Annotated in this window: 13 protein-coding genes; 3 read left to right on the top strand and 10 right to left on the bottom strand. The window is 61.1% G+C overall.

The annotated features are described in order from the left end of the window. The first annotated feature begins 4 nt into the window (after window positions 1–4). The gene (gene cls / locus ACYZUC_RS20365; RefSeq protein WP_461989974.1) at window positions 5–1444 is read left to right on the top strand and encodes a cardiolipin synthase; all 1440 of its coding nucleotides are present in this window, start codon (window positions 5–7) and stop codon (window positions 1442–1444) included. Here the strand turns inward: cls and cfaB are convergent. From cfaB to hflK (ACYZUC_RS20340), 5 genes are all read right to left on the bottom strand, one after another. Next, entirely contained in the window at window positions 1441–2625 is a 1185-nt protein-coding gene (gene cfaB / locus ACYZUC_RS20360) for a C17 cyclopropane fatty acid synthase CfaB (RefSeq protein WP_461989972.1), read from the bottom strand. The two genes, cls and cfaB, sit on opposite strands and share 4 nt — an antisense overlap. A gap of 190 nt (window positions 2626–2815) precedes the next feature. Next, entirely contained in the window at window positions 2816–4726 is a 1911-nt protein-coding gene (locus ACYZUC_RS20355) for a cation-translocating P-type ATPase (RefSeq protein WP_461989970.1), read from the bottom strand. Next, window positions 4723–5781 (bottom strand): protease modulator HflK, encoded by a 1059-nt coding sequence (hflK, locus tag ACYZUC_RS20350; RefSeq protein ID WP_461989968.1) that lies wholly within the window; start codon window positions 5779–5781, stop codon window positions 4723–4725. The genes ACYZUC_RS20355 and hflK (ACYZUC_RS20350) overlap by 4 nt, the downstream gene beginning before the upstream one ends. Beyond that, window positions 5778–6818 (bottom strand): protease modulator HflC, encoded by a 1041-nt coding sequence (hflC, locus tag ACYZUC_RS20345; RefSeq protein WP_032828679.1) that lies wholly within the window; start codon window positions 6816–6818, stop codon window positions 5778–5780. Before hflC ends, hflK (ACYZUC_RS20350) begins: the two co-directional genes overlap by 4 nt. Continuing rightward, window positions 6815–8773 carry a protease modulator HflK gene (gene hflK / locus ACYZUC_RS20340; RefSeq protein WP_461989965.1) on the bottom strand — a complete coding sequence of 653 codons (1959 nt, stop codon included), beginning with the start codon at window positions 8771–8773 and terminating at the stop codon, window positions 6815–6817. The genes hflC and hflK (ACYZUC_RS20340) overlap by 4 nt, the downstream gene beginning before the upstream one ends. A gap of 217 nt (window positions 8774–8990) precedes the next feature. On the opposite strand from hflK (ACYZUC_RS20340), the gene lpdA reads away from it, so the two are divergent. Further along, a complete protein-coding gene (gene lpdA / locus ACYZUC_RS20335) occupies window positions 8991–10391 on the top strand; it encodes a dihydrolipoyl dehydrogenase (protein ID WP_461989963.1) in 1401 nt (466 codons plus the stop codon). A 121-nt stretch (window positions 10392–10512) separates the two neighbouring features. On the opposite strand, the gene ACYZUC_RS20330 is transcribed toward lpdA, so the two are convergent. After that, window positions 10513–10986 (bottom strand): Lrp/AsnC family transcriptional regulator, encoded by a 474-nt coding sequence (locus tag ACYZUC_RS20330; RefSeq protein ID WP_008027506.1) that lies wholly within the window; start codon window positions 10984–10986, stop codon window positions 10513–10515. A 144-nt stretch (window positions 10987–11130) separates the two neighbouring features. On the opposite strand from ACYZUC_RS20330, the gene ACYZUC_RS20325 reads away from it, so the two are divergent. Next, the gene (locus ACYZUC_RS20325; RefSeq protein WP_461989960.1) at window positions 11131–11760 is read left to right on the top strand and encodes a LysE family translocator; all 630 of its coding nucleotides are present in this window, start codon (window positions 11131–11133) and stop codon (window positions 11758–11760) included. Here ACYZUC_RS20325 and ACYZUC_RS20320 read toward each other — a convergent pair whose 3' ends face one another. The 4 genes from ACYZUC_RS20320 to ACYZUC_RS20305 form a co-directional block, all read right to left on the bottom strand. Beyond that, entirely contained in the window at window positions 11761–13881 is a 2121-nt protein-coding gene (locus tag ACYZUC_RS20320) for a hypothetical protein (protein WP_461989958.1), read from the bottom strand. After that, window positions 13868–15064: a DUF3142 domain-containing protein gene (locus tag ACYZUC_RS20315; RefSeq protein ID WP_461989956.1), complete on the bottom strand. Its 1197-nt coding sequence runs from the start codon at window positions 15062–15064 to the stop codon at window positions 13868–13870. Before ACYZUC_RS20315 ends, ACYZUC_RS20320 begins: the two co-directional genes overlap by 14 nt. Before the next feature lie 129 nt (window positions 15065–15193). Beyond that, window positions 15194–17224, bottom strand: coding sequence for a 2Fe-2S iron-sulfur cluster-binding protein (locus ACYZUC_RS20310; protein ID WP_461989955.1), 2031 nt, complete (start codon window positions 17222–17224; stop codon window positions 15194–15196). 63 nt (window positions 17225–17287) lie between these two features. Continuing rightward, a complete protein-coding gene (locus ACYZUC_RS20305; RefSeq protein ID WP_461989953.1) occupies window positions 17288–17914 on the bottom strand; it encodes a glutathione S-transferase family protein in 627 nt (208 codons plus the stop codon). Window positions 17915–17944 lie beyond the last annotated feature (30 nt).

Genomic DNA, 17944 nt, shown 5'->3' with positions numbered 1-17944 from the left:
CCCCATGGATTATTTTGGACCGCATATTTTCGGTTACCTGATCGCATTGCTGCACTCGTTAGGCATGATCGCCGCCATACATGCCGTGTTGACCGTTCGGACCGCTCAGGGCTCGATCGCCTGGGCCTTGTCGCTGCTGTTCATTCCCTACCTCACGCTCATTCCCTATCTGGTCTTCGGCCGCAGCACCTTCGATGGCTACATCAAGGCACGGCGACAGGCCAACGAGGAAATGCGCAAGGCCATCTCCGATTTGAACTGGCGCCCGTGGGTTGAAGAAGCACTGACCGCCCGTGCCTCCAACGCCTACGCATCATTGAGGGCGATGCCGAAACTGGGCCGCATGCCCTGCCTTGCGAACAACGAAGTCAGCCTGCTGATCAACGGCCACGCCACCTTCGAGGCGATCTTCGAGGCCATCAGCCAGGCTAAGGAAGCCGTGCTGATCCAGTTTTTCATCATCCACGACGACCGTCTGGGCCAACGCCTGCAAACCTTGTTGCTGAATAAAGCCGCCGAAGGCGTCGCCGTTTATTTACTGTACGACCGCATCGGCAGCCACTCCCTGCCCCACAGTTATGTGCAGCCGTTGCGCGATGCCGGTGTCGAGGTCAAAGCCTTCGCGACGCGTAGCGGCTGGCTCAATCGCTTTCAGGTCAACTTCCGCAACCATCGCAAGATCGTCGTGGTGGACGGCGTGTTGGGCTTCGTTGGCGGGCATAACGTGGGCGACGAATACATGGGCGAGAAACCACCCCTCGCCCCTTGGCGCGATACTCACGTGCGGGTGCGCGGGCCGGTGGTGGCGTGCATGCAAGAGTCCTTCGCCGAAGACTGGTTTTGGGCAGCGCGCTCGTTGCCGCCGTTAATACTGCCGGACGCGTATCCGGACAACGGTGTGCTCTGCCAATTGCTTGCCAGTGGGCCGGCAGATTCCTACGAAACCTGTTCGTTATTCTTCGTTGAAGCCATTCACGCGGCGACCGAGCGGGTGTGGATTACCAGCCCCTATTTCATCCCCGACGAAGCGGTGTTCGCCGCCTTGAGGCTGGCGGTTCTGCGCGGCGTGGATGTGCGATTGCTGCTGCCTTCACGACCGGATCACCGCATCGTTTACGCCGCCTCCAGCCTGTATGCCTTCGAAGCCGTGCGCGCCGGTGTGCGGGTATTCCGCTACGAGCCCGGTTTCCTGCATCAGAAAGTGGTGTTGATCGACAGCGAAATCAGCGCCATCGGCAGCGCCAATATGGACAACCGTTCGTTCCGGCTGAATTTTGAAGTGATGTTGCTGACTGTCGACCGAGTGTTTGCCGGCGAGGTGGAACAGATGCTCAACGACGACTTCGACCAGGCGCATGAAGTTGCCAAAGAAGAAAGCCGGGAGACCCACCGCCTGCAACAGGTCGGCATGCGGATCGCCCGGCTTATTTCACCGATACTTTAAGGGTTGTAGATGTCGTCGCGGGTCCAGGGCAGTTCATGGCTGCCATCGGGGTGGGCTTTCACTGCGAGGATCTGGTGCAGGTTGATCCAGCCCCGGGCGAATGCATAAGCGCATCCCGCCAGGTACAGCCGCCAGATTCGCAAGGCCTGCTCCGGTACCTGCCGGGCGGCCGCTTCCAGGTTGTCCTCCAGGCGTTCGCTCCAATGGTCCAGAGTGCGCGCGTAGTGCAGGCGTAAGCTCTCGACATCGATGATCTCCAGCCCCGCATCACTGATCTCGGCAGAGATCATCGACAGGTGCGGCAGCTCGCCGTTGGGGAACACGTATTTCTCGATGAAATCACCCGCACCGCGTCCCACCGGCCGGCCATCGATATGCTTGGCGGTGATGCCGTGGTTCATCACCAGGCCGCCCTCTTTCACCGCGCCAAACAAGGTTTTGCAGTACTCGGCCAGGTTCTCGTGCCCCACATGCTCGAACATGCCAACGCTGACCACTTTATCGAAGCGCCCGTCCTGAGGCAGATCGCGGTAGTCCAGCAGTTGCAGCTCGACCAGATCGTCGAGGCCTTCCTCTGTCACCCGTTCACGAGCCAGGGCCAGTTGCGCGCTGCTCAGCGTGATCCCGAATACCTTCGCGCCAAACTCCCGCGCCGCATAGCGCGCCAAACCGCCCCAGCCACAGCCGACATCCAGCAGATACTCGCCAGGTTGCAGGCGTAGTTTGCGACACAGGTGGCGGAATTTGGCTTGCTGGGCCTGCTCAAGCGTTTCGCTGCCGGTCTCGAAGTACGCGCAGGAGTACGCCATGTCACTGTCGAGCCATAGCTGATAAAACGCGTTGGAAAGGTCGTAGTGATAGGAAATCGCCTTCGCGTCGGTTTCCTTGTCGTGGGCGGTGCGAACAGGCTGACTGTCGAGGTCGCCCAGCAATGCATGACTCCATTCATCAACGACGCGGATCACCTCGCTGATAGAGCCTTCCAGCTCAAGTTTGCCCTCGACAAACGCCGCCCCGAGCGCGTCGAGGCTGGGATGTGTCAACTGGGTAACCATTTGTGGGTCCTTGACCACAATCGTGACGCTGGGCGTCGGCCCCAGATTAATTTCATGGCCGTCCCAGAGTCGCAGGCGTAGCGGTAACTGCAGATTCTGTAAGGCCGGTGGAAGTTGCGCGAGCATGGAATATCCCCCTTGTTTCAGACGTCTGATGTGAGGGTAGACCATCCTTGAAAAATAGCAGGCTATCGATTTAATAGCCGTCTTCTATGATTTGCAGCGCTTGAATCAAGCGCCGCAAATTCGCAGAAGTGATTGCCCTCCCACTAGATGACTGCGAATTTCGTGCACAGTTCTGAAATGTTCACATCCCTTAGACGTCGTCCTTCATCTTGAGCAACGGCTCTTGGAAACGCAGCAGCCGCCCAGCGTTGCCCAATACCAGCAACGTACTCAAGTTATGCAGCAGCGCAGCAATCATTGCCCCTGCCGCACCGAGCCAGCCGAAGGCAGCGAAAGCAACAATTGCCAGTGTCCAGCCCAGACCGATGATCACGTTGACCTGCAACGTCTGCCGGCATTGGCGACTCAAACGTACGCAAGTGCCGAGACGACGCAGGTCACTGCCGATCAGCACGATATCAGCTGAAGCCAAGGCAATATCCGCCCCGCCCGCGCCCATGGCGACGCCCACCACACCGGCCTTGAGTGCCAGCGAATCATTGATGCCATCCCCGACTACCATCGGCCGGAAGCCGCTGCCGATTTCTTTCAGCACACGGTTGAGTTTGTCCTCGGGCAAGGCTTGGGCTTCGACATCGCTGACCCCGACATCCCGGGCCAACGTATTGGCGACGCTTTGGCGATCGCCGGTGAGCAACAATTGCCGACCCAATCCGAGTTCTCGCAATTCACTCAAGGCGAACCGCGCTTCAGGTTTGACGCTGTCCGCGAGCAACAGCCAGGCCAGGAATTCACCGTTGAGCGCCAACCCGGCGATCGGGCCATCGTGTTCAGGAACGGCCGAGGTGGCGATTGCCAATTGCGCGAACAACTCCGGTCGCCCAAGTGCTGCTTCGCCCTGTTCGGTCATCGCTACCACGCCCAGGCCCTGCCGCTCGTGAATGTCCGTGAGCAGCAGAAAATGTTCCTGGCTAACCAATCCGGCGAGCGCGCGACTGACCGGGTGACTGCTGGCAGAGCCCAGGCTGGCAGCCAGTTTCAGCACGTGGTTGCGATCTTCCAGCGGACTGTCGATCGATTGCAGGCGCAAGGTGCCGAAGGTCAGCGTCCCGGTCTTGTCGACCACCAGCGACGTCAGATCCGCCAGCTCTTCGAGAAACGCCGAACTGCGGATCAGAATCCCGTGTCGTGCGGCAACCGCGACGCCGGCAATCGCCGTGGCCGGTGCCGACAACACCAACGCACACGGACAGGCTGCCACCAACACCGCGAGCATCGCTTGCGCATCGTTGGTGATGAACCAGGTCACTGCTGCCAGCAACAACACCAGCACCATGTAGCTGCCAGCGTAGCGTTCCAGCAAGCGGGTGATTGGCGGTTTGGAACGCTCGGCACTTTGCATTAGCGCGATGACTTTACCGAGTGTCGATTCATTGCCGGTACGGGTCACTTCAATGCGCAGCAGACCATCAAGGTTGATCGCCCCGCCGAACACCGTCATGCCGACGCCCGCCTCCACCGGCACCGACTCGCCCGTGATCGATGCGGTATCGAGACTCGCCTGACCGGAGAGCACACGACCATCGGCCGGTACTCGATCACCGGCGCGAACCTCCACAAGGTCGCCTGCCTTGAGTGTGCTGTTGTCGACTTCAACGATGGAGCCATCCGCCTGAACCTTGCGTGCATGGCTGCGCGTCAGTTTGCCGAGTGCGTGAATCGCCTCCTGGGAACCGATCACGCTGCGCTCTTCCAACACATGACCGAAGATCATGATGATCGGCAACAACGCAGCGGTCAGCAGATCCCCCGTTGCCCAGGCACCCAACATCGCCAACGCAATCAACTGATCGGTGATCCCGTGCAAGCTGGGATAACGCAGGCTGTACCAGGCCGAACGCATCACCGGCACGGCCACCAGCAACGAGGCAAAACCCAGCAGCAATTGACTGACGCCCGTCTGCTCCGGCGACCACCAGCGCCAGATCAAACCGAGCGCCAGCAAGCCGAGCGCGAGCATGGCCAGGGTCAATTGGCGTGCAGCGCTGCGTTGCTCGGCCGAGGACAACATGCTCGGTGCAGCGGCGGTTTGGGCGGTCATTGTGCAGCTCCCTGAATGATCAGGCGGGAATCGTCTTTCGGATTGACTGTGGTCACCGAGCCGGCCTGACCGAGGATTTTCGGCAAGCGCTCGCGGTAAATGCGCAACAGCATTTGCGGGTCAGTGCCTTGTTGTTGCGCCTTGGCCAGGCTCAATACTGTGGCCGTGTTGGCGGAGGCTTTGGCCAGCCGTTCGCTGGCTTGAGCGTGAGCGACTTGCAGCGCACGGTCGGCTTGCTCGTTGGCGGCCTGAGTGAGTTTCTCGGCTTCAGTGCGGGCATTGGCCACGGCTTTATCGGCTTGCTGACTTGCCGTCAGAACGGCGTTGAAAGCATTGACCGCAGGTCCTGGCAGGCTCGACTGCACATCCACGCGCGCCACTTCGATCCCCAGCCCCTGCCCCGTTGCGGTCAATTGCGCGAGTCGCTGATTGATGCCTTGTACCAAATCCCCGCGCAGGCGCTCGCGTCTTTCCGCCGCTTGATTATCCGCGCCGATCAACTCCGGACGCGCCACCAGGATGGTGTCCAGATCTCGTGCGGCGGTGAGTGCCACGGCGCTGCGGGTCACCAGGCGATCCAGTGCAGGCAGCACGTGTTCACCTTGAACAACAAACGCATACGGTTCGGTGACTTTGTAAAACACCCGCACATCCAGTTGCACCACACCCGCGTCACCCGTCAGCAGATAACCGGAACCTGCCAGCGCATCACTGAGCGGCGTGGCGAAAGTGGCTGCTCGGTCGGCCTGCAACGCGGCATCGCTGCGCAGTAGATTGTCGACCCGACGCTCGATCACCCGATCTGCCGCCGGCAACAAAACCACCTGCTCGAACGGCCTCGGCCACGCCAACAGCAGACCGGCATTCTGAATGCGATCCAGCGCGCCAAAGTGCAACACCACCGCACGATTTTGCGGATCGATTTGCCGCACGTTGGAGAACGCCCACGCCAACGCGGCCAGTACCGTCACCGCATACAGGGCGAGAAAAGCCAATCGCCCGGCCTGAATCCAGGGGCTGCTTAACTCATTTGTTCCACGTGGAACCAAATTCATGGCTGCGATCCGGACTTGTTATCGAGCGTCGGCGGACCGTCAACCAACACCCGGAACGGCGCGGCATCGGTGCGCAGAATCAGTTTGGTTCCAGGCGTAACGATGGTGCCCAAGGTGTCGAGGGAGCGCAGCAAGTTATACAACTGCGGCGAACCCGCGTAAGCGCGGCCGTAAATCTGTGCGGCTTCGACCCGGGATTGAGCCTCGATGTCGGCAGCTTTTACCGTGGCATCGGCCTGGACGATTCGCGCATCGCGCTCGGCTGCAGAGCGGATTTGCGCCGCTTCACGTTTGCCGATGGCCGTGCGTTCGGTGGCGATTGTTTCACGCTCGGCGCGCATGCGATCGACGGTGGCGGTCAGGGTCACCGACGGCAAGGTCAATCGTTCGATGCCGACTTGCAGCACACGAACGCCATACGTGGCGAGTAACTGCTGATCGATTTGCTGACGTAACTGCGCTTCGAAATCAGCGATGTGCACCTGGCTGGCATCGGTGTTCACCAGATTGGCCAGATCAAAACTGCTGGCCGTGGTTTCCAGCGCCGAGCCGACGAAGGTGCGAATCTGCCGCGCAGCTTCGTCCGGCTGATTCTGCACAGCGCGCATGAAGCGCTGCACATTGTCTGGATCACCTTGCACCTGCCACGCCACGTAAGCTTGAACGATGATGCGTAAACCGTCGCGCGTGCCCACATCCTGCAAACCACTGGACGTGGTGCGCAAACGCAGATCGACCGGAATCGCCGCCTCAAAAGGCGCGGGCCAACGCCAGCCCAGTCCCGGCTCCAGCAACACCCGCGACGGATTGCCGAAGCGCGTGATCACCGTGGCTTCGCCGGAGCGCACCTGCACCAGGCTCGCGGCGGCGATGGCAAACGCCACCAGTAACGCTGCCCACCCCATGCGCCGCCACGGGAATGGACCTGCTTCCTGCGGATCGCCGTGGTGGTGATGGTGATGCCCGTGGTGATGCCCGCCATGGCCGTGATCGTGGCCGGCGTGGTCATCATGATCGTGAGTGTGCGACTGGCTCAATTGGCAGCTCCTGGCTGAGCAGTTTTACGCGCCGATGCAGGGTCAACCGGCAGCGTGAAAGTACGGAGGTCGATGGTCGGCGCGTTGCCGCTGCCGCCCAGACGATGATCGAGAACCAGCAACCTGGCGTTGGTCAGGCCTTGGGAGAGCTGACTGAAATACTGCTCCAGCACGAAAGCCTGGCCCGCGCTGGCATAGGCTTTTTGCTCGGCGCTGAATTTCAGATCGGCCGCTTGCGCAGCCGCATTGATTTCACGCGCGCTGGCTGTCGCTTGATCCCGTGCGATGCTGGCCTGCAATTGCGCCTGGTTGGTGGCCTCTGCGGCTGCGCCGCGCTCACGCGAGATCAGGGCTTGCGCAGCAATTTGCGCCGCTTGCACGCCGTGATAAGCGTTGGCCGCGCCAGCCGGTGGGTGAATCGCTTCAACCACGGTGGCGAGAATTTCCACGCCGCTGTCGAGTTTTTCCAGGTCTGCCTGCACCGCACGGCCAATCTCTTCAGCGAGCCCTACCCTGTCCTCACCGAGCAGACCGTCGAGGGTTCGCGAAGCGAAGTCGTGCACCAGAATCCGGCTGGCGGTGCTGCGGATCAGTGTCGGCACGTTGGCGCTGTTGTACGTCGCGGCCAACGCCGCTTGATCCGTGAGGCCGATGCGATAGACGAAACGCACGTCCATGTTGACGATCTGGAAGCTCTGTTTGTCGGCACGACTGCTGGCGATCACTTGAGACTTGTCGTTCACGTGGCTGGCGTCCCACAAGCGATTGGCCGTCGCCGGCGCCGGACCTTCAGCCGGTTCAGCCACAATCGGCGCCGCCGCTTCGCCAACACTGGTGGCCAACTCGTGAACCACGCCGTTCTCGACACTCAACACTCGACCCAACGGCCACGGCAGGCCTGCGTGCAAACCGGGGCCGAAGACCTCCACCGGTTTGCCAAAACGCTCATAGATGCCCCGCCCTTGCAGGGAGATTTCGTGAATGCCGGTGAGCGACCAACCGACCAGTGCCACCACCGCGAGCACCGGAACGAATGCCCGGCGCATGTAAGTGAAGGCCCAGATCTGCCGCAGATCGATGCCGAAACGGTTATGTAATTCGTGTTGCAGCGCCAGCAACGGTTGGGGTGGCCAGCGCAGCATGTCGGCGACGAAACTTCGCGCCAGCAACGCAGGTTCGAGTTGTTCACGCTGCGGACTGAACAGTGACAACACCGCGCGTAGCAGCAGTTCGACCGCGACCAGACCCGGCAGCAGGCCAATCAGTACTGCCAGACGTACCGGCCAAACCGACGCTTCGCTGCCCAACAACAGGCACAGCGCGCTCAGCACAAGACAGATGATTGCCACGCGCGTCAGCTGCGCCAACGAACCTGCTTCGGGCCACTGGGCCACGTTTTCCTGGGCAAGTTGCCGTTCCAGCACCAGCAAACCGAAGGCCAGCAGTAACGACAATGCCGCCGCGACACTGGCTGAAAAACCGAGCGCAGCGGGAGGCAGGGCCAGGTTCCAGACTTGATTGATGCTGAACACCACCAGCAGCGCCCAAGCGCCAAGCCACAGCGTCGAGGCGCCGATCTGCGCCAGCAGCCGCAACCATCGCTGGCTGATCCGCTCCAGCAGTCGTTCATACCAGCCCACCGGCGGCGTTTCAGCGACGACTTCCACAGGGAGCATCGCCGGGTTCATCGCCCTTTCACGCCACTGTGTCACCCACCACGCCGATTGCAGCCCGGCGACCAGCACCAGCAAACCGGCGCTCTGATTGACCAGCAGCGCTGGCCAAAGCGACTGCGGTGCAAACAGCCCGACAAAAAACGCCAGCACCCAGCCTGCCCCCGCGAGCGCGCCGAGGCCGATTGCCAACTGCCGCAATCGCCGCCCTTGAAAGACTGCCTGCTGAAAGCGCGGCAGCCCGGCTACCGTTGCGCCCTCAATCTCGAGATCGACTTGCATACCACCCCAGTGATTTTCTTTGCTGACGTCGCAATACGTTACGATATAACGAAAGTCGTGAAATTTTTGTACTAAATCGTTCTATCTAAAGACGCTCAACCTGTCGCTTGGCTGAAGCCTTGACCGAAAGGCGTGGCTGCGCACATATTACGCTCGTAATTTTATTCAGGAACTACGTTTATCCAGCCCGATTCCCATCCAATTCAGGAGTACATCCATGAGCAACTATGACGTCGTGATACTGGGCGGAGGCCCCGGCGGCTATAACGCGGCGATTCGCGCCGGCCAGCTGGGCCTGAAAGCCGCCTGTGTCGAAGGCCGCGCCACCCTCGGCGGCACCTGCCTGAACGTCGGTTGCATGCCGTCCAAGGCATTGCTGCATGCTTCTGAATTGTATGACGCGGCCATGGGCGCGGAATTTGCCAACCTCGGCATCGAGGTCAAACCCACGCTGAACCTCGCGCAAATGATGAAGCAAAAGGATGAAAGTGTTGCCGGGCTGACCAAGGGCATCGAGTTTCTGTTCCGCAAAAACAAGGTCGACTGGATCAAGGGGTGGGGCCATATCGACGGGCCGGGCAAAGTCACGGTGACGGACAGCCAGGGCGGCAAGACTGAGCTGAGCGCCAAGGACATCATCATTGCCACCGGCTCCGAGCCCACTCCCCTGCCCGGCGTGGACATCGACAACACGCGCATACTCGATTCCACGGGTGCGCTTTCTTTGTCCGAAGTGCCCAAGCATCTGGTAGTGATTGGCGCCGGGGTCATTGGCCTGGAATTGGGCTCGGTGTGGCGGCGTTTGGGCGCACAGGTGACCGTGGTCGAGTTTCTCGACCGGATCTGCCCCGGCGTGGACGGTGAGGCGGGCAAAACCCTGCAACGTTCGTTGAGCAAGCAAGGCATCAGCTTCAAGCTGAGTTCGAAAGTCACCCGCGCCACGGCCTCGGCGAATAGCGTTCAACTCAGCATCGAACCGGCCGCCGGCGGCACTGCCGAATTACTCGAAGCCGATTACGTGCTTGTCGCCATCGGGCGCCGGCCTTACACCGAGGGGCTGGGGTTGGAGAACGTTGGCCTCGCCACGGATAAACGCGGCATGCTCGCCAACAAGGGTCATCGCACTGAAGCGGCAGGCGTGTGGGTCATCGGCGATGTCACGTCGGGACCGATGCTCGCGCACAAGGCCGAAGATGAAGCCATGGCCTGTATCGAGCAGATCGTCGGCAAGGCAGGCGAGGTCAATTACGACCTGATCCCCAACGTCATTTACACCAGGCCGGAGTTGGCCAGCGTCGGCAAGACCGAAGAGCAACTCAAGGCTGAGGGCCGCGCCTACAAGGTCGGTAAATTCCCCTTCACCGCCAACAGCCGGGCGAAGATCAACCACGAGACTGAAGGCTTCGCCAAAGTGCTGGCCGATGAGCGCACCGACGAGATTCTCGGCGTGCACCTGGTAGGCCCGAGCGTCAGTGAAATGATTGGCGAATATTGCGTGGCCATGGAGTTCAGCGCTTCGGCTGAAGACATTGCCCTGACCTGTCATCCACATCCGACGCGCTCCGAGGCGTTGCGCCAGGCGGCGATGAATGTGGAGGGGATGGCGACGCAGATGTAGGGCTGGAGACCTGTTGAGACTGATCTACCGCCATCGCGAGCAGGCTCGCTCCCACACTGGATCTGTGGCGTACACAAAACCCATGTGGGAGCGAGCCTGCTCGCGAAGGGGGCAACTCGGTTTAAAGCGGCAAATGCTCTAGAGGCAACGCCCCCGGCGTTTTCACCGTGTGAATCGCAAAGTTGCTGCGTATGTCACTCACCCCCGGCAACTTCAGCAAACGCCCGGTGAGAAAACGGTCGTACGCACGCAAATCCGGCACCACCACCTGCAACAGAAAATCCGATTCCCCTGACACCAGAAACGCCGAAATCACCTCGGGCAAAGCCATCACCGCCACACGAAAGGCTTCGGCCTGTTCGTCGTTGTGGCGTTCGACCTTGACCCCGACAAACACCGTCAGCCCCAACCCGACTTCATCGCGGTCCAGGTTGGCCTGATAGCCGCGAATCACCCCGGCCTCCTCCAGCATCCGCACCCGACGCAAACAGGGGGACGCAGACAGACCGATTTCATCAGCCAGTTGCACGTTGCTCAGACGACCGTCACGTTGCAGGGCCGCGAGAATTTTTCGGTCGTAAGCGTCGAGTTTCATTTTTGGCAGATCCCGCTGATTTGAATGACATTAAGTGGCAGGTTATGCCAACCAATGACTATTTAGAAGCAAACTACGCAACCACCTGCCCTGTGTTTCAGCCCTAGACTGGCGCTACCGAATCGACAACGAAAGGGGTGCAGCATGGCGGGGCTTTGGCTATTTTTCATGGCACTGGCTGTGGTTTACCTGCTCCCAGGCCCGGACATGATTCTGCTGCTGCAAACCGGCGCTCGTCAGGGCAAAGGCGCGGCGCTGGCCACGGCGGTGGGTTTGGGCATTGCCCGGGGTTGTCACGTGGCGTTGGCGGCACTGGGGCTGGCGGCACTGTTCAAGGCCGCGCCCTGGACTTTCGATATGGTGCGCCTGGCCGGGGCCGCGTACCTGTTGTGGATCGGCATTCAATGCCTGCGGACCACGATGCTCCCGAGCCTGAACGGTGCAGATTCAGCCTGTGGAAAACCTCGTTGGCGCGAAGCCATTCAGCGCGGATTGTTGACCAACCTGCTGAACCCCAAGGCGCTGCTGTTCTGCTCGGTGCTGCTGCCGCAGTTTATCGATCCGCAAGCAGGGCCGGTGCTCGCACAATTCGCGACCCTGGGCGTGGTGCTGGTCAGCGTCGGATTGTTGTTCGACAGCGCGTACGCCTTGGCCGGCGCCGCGCTTGGTCGCTGGCTGCAACGCAGTCCTTCGGCCCAACGCGTACAGCAGTGGTTGTTTGGCAGCCTGTTGATTGGTTTTGCCCTGCGACTGACCTTTGTTCAACAGGCGTGATTACTGACGCACCCTACGCTTGCGACGATTGATCAGTACCAGCGCAATGGCGGTAACTGCCACGACAGCGCCCATTTCCAGCCACTTTTTGTAAGGTCGCAACGTCGCGCGGATCGGACTCAATGCCTGGGTGACATAGCGTTTGTCTGCATTATGGAAATCCGGATAAGGGCACCGCTCGCCGAAGAAAAGTGCCCAATCCACGTAGGGACCTTCTTTGACATAGCGTTGATAGAAAGCGCTTTTCTCCTCCTGACCTGTGTTCCATCCCGCCGCCGCGCACAGCACCGCCGCAAAGGCCTGACTGGTATGTGGCAAGTAATCAGCGGCGCGACTGGCCAAGGCATTCGCGACATAACGGTAGTGGAAACGCTGATCGGGTTGAGCGGCACTGGCCTGTTGGCGCCTGACCTCCTCTTCAGCCACTAATGGACCGACCTTGAGTTCGTTACTTTCGAGGCTGTAATTGCCCCCGAACGTCGCGTAATCCGGGGACATCTCGTAGCCCAACAGCTCCATCCCGTTGAAACGGGCCAGCGTCGCGGCATTGTAGTAAGCGAAGGCACGTTTGCTTGGCCACCATTTCGATTCGGCGTCGTGGCGCAACTCCCCGTACGACTTGGCCTGATGGTGCAACGTCTCGCTGTCGAAGTACGCGGGCGCCTCGTCATAACGCTCCTCACGCAACAAGCGCCGCCCGAGCAGGTTGCGCAACTTCGCCGCCACCGACAACGGCACGTAGTTATCGCGATCCTGCTGAGTCAGCGCGGGCGGGGCCGGCACCTGAGTGTCGACGTAATGCTTGAGCTCATCGACGGTCAGCACACGCTCAGCGACGGTCGCGGCGTCGAACCAGTAAATGTCGTTGCTACGATAAAGCTGATCGAATGCCTGCAAATAATCCCCACGTTGCAACGCCAGGATCGCGCTTTCCCCCTCGACTCGGCACTTGGGTTGAAGCGTTTCGAAATCCCAGTCCGGCGTCCGTCGCTCGCCCCAGGATTCGCTCTGCGGGAAGGCCTGGGCAGCCTTGGCGTACGCGGCGGCGGCTGCCGTTTTATCACCCTCGCGCATCGCCAGTTTCGCCCGCAGCCACCACGCCAGGCCACCGTCACCGGCGTGTTCAAGGAAGGCCTTTGCACTGGCGTAATCGCCCTGTTGATAATTCACGGCCGCCAGCCGATCAGCATTATCGAGGCTGCCGCGCGTGCTGTTCTGCAGCAGCTTGATCAGTTTTTGCTCGCTCGGCGGTTGATCACCAAATGACCAACCCAACCGGCTGATCAGCGACGCCGTGACCAGCTGCTGCACCGGTTTGCCTTTCAGCAACGCGGCCAGTTGCTCGTCGGGCATCGCCGCCAGATCGGCCATCAACAGCTTCATTGAGGTGTAACCCACTGCGGAACCATGGAGGTTTTGCGTGGCGTAGAGTTTTATAGCGTTGTCCCAATCGCCCGTCGTGCGAGCGACTCGCGCCTCTTCGCCGAGGCTGGCGACGCCGAGCTCCAATGGATCGCTGAAGCCGTCGATGCTCAACTGGCGCGCCTGCTCAAAGGCCTTGCGCGATTGCGTCAGCAGATCGGGCGCGGCGTCCGCTTCGCTGCTCATGGCAAACAGCGCCCGGCCCAGCGAGTAGGCAGCCCAGGTGCTGCGGAACGCGCGTTGATCTGCCGGCAATGCGAGCACTTTCTGGAAGTAATCGGCGGCCAATCTATGGTCACCGGCGTTGAACGCCACGGCGCCCGCCAGATAGAGCATGAGCTCGGTCGGCAGGCTTGCGCCCTGCGCCTCGACCTGATGAGCATCGCTCAGCGTGCGCAGTTGTTTGACCAACGCCTGCTGCTGCGCCGCCAAACCAGCCTGTTCGGCGTCGTCCCGCTGCACGGCATAGTCAGGCGCGTCCATGCTGTAGACGACTTCACTGACGTTCTTCAAACCCGCAATCACCTGCCCGAGACGACTGATCTCGAACCGGAAGTTGCCTTCCGGCAGCTCCGCCAGCGACTGGCCCCGGTTGTCGAGCAGGCGCATGGGGAAATCCGGCCCGCAGGCCACTGCCGAACCCAGTGGAAAACCGAGGCTCAGGCAAAGCAAATGGCGGGGCCAGTTACGGGTGAACATTAGAACCTCCTTGATCAATGTTTGTGCAGCGCGCCCAACCAATGGCGCGCTGCCCACCGGCCGGGATCCGACCGTCGCGCAGGCGGGTGAAGGTAAGCAGATCCGGGCTTTGTTGCAACGCATAACCGGCCAGGGCATCGGCGCCTTCACAACCTCGTGCCGCGAGCGTCAGGCGTTCGGGCCAGGCGCTGTCGAGGTTGCCTTGATTGCTGACGCTGACGTCATAGAGGCCATCCTGCGCCGAGAGTTTCAGCGTCAGGCGACTATCGAGGGCTTCGCCACGGGCTACGGCGCGCAAGGTCGTCAGGCTCCAGGCCCGGCGATCATTGGCCAACGGCAGGCGAAACCAGATCAACCCGGCCAGATGAGCCGGTGGATCGTTACGCAATTGGGTGGCAAGTGCGCTCAGTTGCTGCGGATCGGCCAGCAATTCCCGGCGCTCGCCGACGCGCTCAATGGGCACTTCGCTTTCCACGTCGAGTGCGCCGCCGGCCTGCGGCAACAACGCTACGCCATAGGCCGGCAGCGCCAGATAAAAAGGTTTCGAAGTGATGCGGCTCCAGGCGCCGGCCCATTTTCTGGCCTGATTCGAGTCAAACAATCCCATGCGCGGGTCGCTCACCGCATGCACCTGCAACACGCTGCTATCGACTGTGGATAACAATGCCGGCAGTTCGGAACTGTCGAGCCACGCCGGCAGCGCAGTAATGCTCAACGGCATGGAAGCCGGCAGCACCGCGCGCAAATCCGTGAGGAATTTCCGATAAGCCGGTAGCCGAGCGTTCCCGGCATCGTGGTCGATTTCCACGCCAGAGAGCACCAGCCCCTGCGCCTGCCAATCGCTGAGCACTTGCTGGATCTGCGCAGTGACCTCGTCCTGATCCAGCGACTTGAGCTGGCCATCGAGACGAATCACCGCTATCAGTGGCCGGCCATCCCGTTTGAGCAGCACCGGATCGATTCGCGCCCGGTTCCAACCCGCCTTGGGGAATGCTTGCAAGGCCAGCACCCGCAGGGTCGAAAAATCCGCACGGCTGTCTTTGAGTGCGGCTTCGTGGGCCGGCGTCCATTGTCGTTGCCATACATAAAGTTGCTGATCGAGCGGCGGTGCGTCCTGTCGTTCACAACCGCTAAGCAAAGCCAGCATCACCAGCAACCCTGACAGGCGAGCGAGAAAAACCATAAAACTCCTAAGCCTGAATCTCATCTTGTAGGAGCGAGGCTTGCCCGCGAAGGCGTCCTAAACTCCGCCAAAAGCTTCGCGGGCAAGTCGGGTCGCCGCATCGCTCGCTCCTACACGCCGCGTTTGATGCTACAGGTCGAGCACCAAAGGCTGCGAGCCCTGCGCCGGAATCGCACAACAAATCAGGACATGTCCTACTTCCGGCACCTCCGCTGGCGGCTGTGGATAATTCACCTGACCGCTGATCAGGCGAGTCTTACACGTCCCGCAGGAACCGCCGCGGCAACTGAATTCCGGGTGCAAACCGCGGCTTTCCGCCAACTCCAGCAAACTGCCGCCCTCGGGTTGCCAGCGGGCTTCTTTGGCCGAACGCTCGAACACCACCGGCATCGACGTGGTTGCAGCCGGCGGTTGCTCGATGACCACCGCGTCGGGGTCCGGCCGGCGACGCAAGGTCGACGGGCCGAAGGTTTCGGCGTGAATCCTGCTGTCACGGATGTCCAGTTCCCGAAGGCTGTCGTACAGCCCTTGAGTAAAACTGCCCGGCCCGCAGAGTACAAAATCCAGCTGATCGTAGTCCTCCACTTCAAGGATGTTCTTGAGCAACGCGGTGTCGATCCGTCCGGTCAGGTCAAAGTCCTCGCCCTCGTGAGCATCGGCCTCCGGTTGACTGAGCAGACGCACTACCCGCACCGAATCACCGGCGTCATCCAGCAAACGATCCAGCTCGGAGCGAAACGGTTGATCCGCCAGCGTGCGCGAACTCTGGAAAAACCATGTAGGCCGAATGTGCCGCGTGCGCAGGCCTTGATACACCACCTCCCGTACCATCGACAGCAGCGGCGTAATGCCTACGCCGGCGGCCAACAACACCAGCGGCCGACGTTCATGGGTTGCCACGGTGAAGTGCCCTTGAGGCGCGCGGGCTTCCAGCAGATCACCAACACGAACCTGCTCATGCAGATGCGAAGACACCCGCCCTTCTCGCTTCACGCTGATGCGGAAAAAGTCATCGGACGGCGCGCTCGACAGGCTGTAGGTGCGGATATGCACCTCACCGCCAATGTTGAACCGCAGCGGTAAATGCTGCCCCGCTTGAAACAGCGGCAACCCGGCGCCATCGGCGGGCTCCAGATAGATCGAGCGGATGTTGTGGCTTTCCGCTTCGATGCGCACCACCCGCAGCGGCCGCCAATGATCACCCAGCGCCCGGGCTTGCAGGCGTGCGTTGGCCTGCTCCCAGGTGCCCGTCAGCAAACTGGTGGGCGATACGCCGTCGAAGCGCCAGCGCAGAGCCAGTGCCGCGGGCCGACGCACCACCTGCTCCACCTCGAATGTCCACAGACGCTCGGCGCCTTGAAAGGCTTCGACTTGGGGGCCTTCAAGGATGATTTCGGTGCGACCGCTGAGGTGCAGCAGGTCGCCGGAGTTGAAATCGATAAACAGCAAACCCGCCCGGGGGTTGATCAACAGGTTGCCCAGGGTATTGAAGAACAGATTGCCGGCGAAGTCCGGGATGGTCAGACGATTACCTTCCACGTGTACGAAACCGGCCTGACCGCCACGGTGGGAAACGTCCACTGAGCGCCGACCGTCGACATCCACATAACTGGCGACGAAGAAGGTATCGGCACCGGCAATCATGGCTTTGGCCGCATCATCCAGACCGTTCATGTGCTGCGCGATGCGCGTCGAGGGATCCGCCAGCGGCACCGAACGAAATTGCCGCAATTGAATGTATTGTGGGCAGTTGCCGAAGGACTGTTCGACCGTTACGCCGAAGCCATTCGCTGTCACGGCGCCGACGCGACCATTGAGGCGATTGCGCCGCCGCGTGTGCAGTTCGATCCCCAACAAGCCGATCGCCGCGCCATCGGTCAATTGCGCCGGGTCATCCGCCCCCGGCAAGCCGTTGAATTGCAGCGCACCTGGCTCGGGCGAGTGAGCGAAGCCCGGTTGCCCCTCAAGAATGCTCGCCCAAGGGTTACCGTCGACGTCCACTGCGCCGTACAGCATGAACGGCAGTTGCTCATAGAATGTGCGGTGCTGGTCCGGCATCTCAGTGCGAACTACCCTACGACCCAACGCCTCCATTCGCTCGGCAACACCGACGTGTGCCTGCAACTGTTTTTCGCCCGCGTGCCAAGGTGACTGGTCCATTACGGCTTCTCCCCTGCGCGCCAGGCGCAATGTGAACAGCCCGACAATGCCGGGCCGCAGGTATCAGGCAGTTTTTTGCAGGCCGGCGACGGTGCGCGGCATGCCGACAAACCCTGGCAAGGCTTCGATGCGCGCCAGCCAGGCTCGTACGTTGGCGTAGTCCTCGAGCGACACGTTGCCTTCCGGTGCGTGGGCGATGTAACTGTAGGCGGCCACGTCGGCAATGGTTGGTTCGCTGCCGGTCAGGTAAACCGTATCAGCCAGTTCCTGATCGATCAGTTTGAGCCAGACGTGGGCGTAAGCGATCGTCTCTTCAGCCCTGTAAGGCGCGCCAAACACCGTGATCAGCCGGGCCCGGCCCGGGCCAAAGGCAATCGGTCCGGCTGCCACTGACAACCAGCGTTGAACCTTGGCGGCGCCGAGCGGGTCGTCTGGCAGCCAGCGACCGTTACCGTATTTTTTCGCCAGATAAACCAGAATTGCGTTGGAATCGGCCAGCACCACACCTTGATCGTCGATGGCCGGGACCTGTCCGAACGGGTTGATCGCCAGGTAATCCGACTGTTTGTGCGCGCCCTTGGCCATATCGACCAGGATCAGCTCGGTCGGCAGTTGCAGCAGGGACAACATCAGCTCCACACGGTGAGCATGGCCGGAACGCGGGAAGTTGTAGAGTTTGATCGCTTGCATGGTCGACTCCGCTGGGTGGTGGCGCCGTTC

The organism is Pseudomonas sp. GT1P32 (assembly GCF_054897805.1).
Note: the sequence above shows the minus strand (reverse complement) of the source record. Positions and strands in the feature narration are given on the sequence as shown.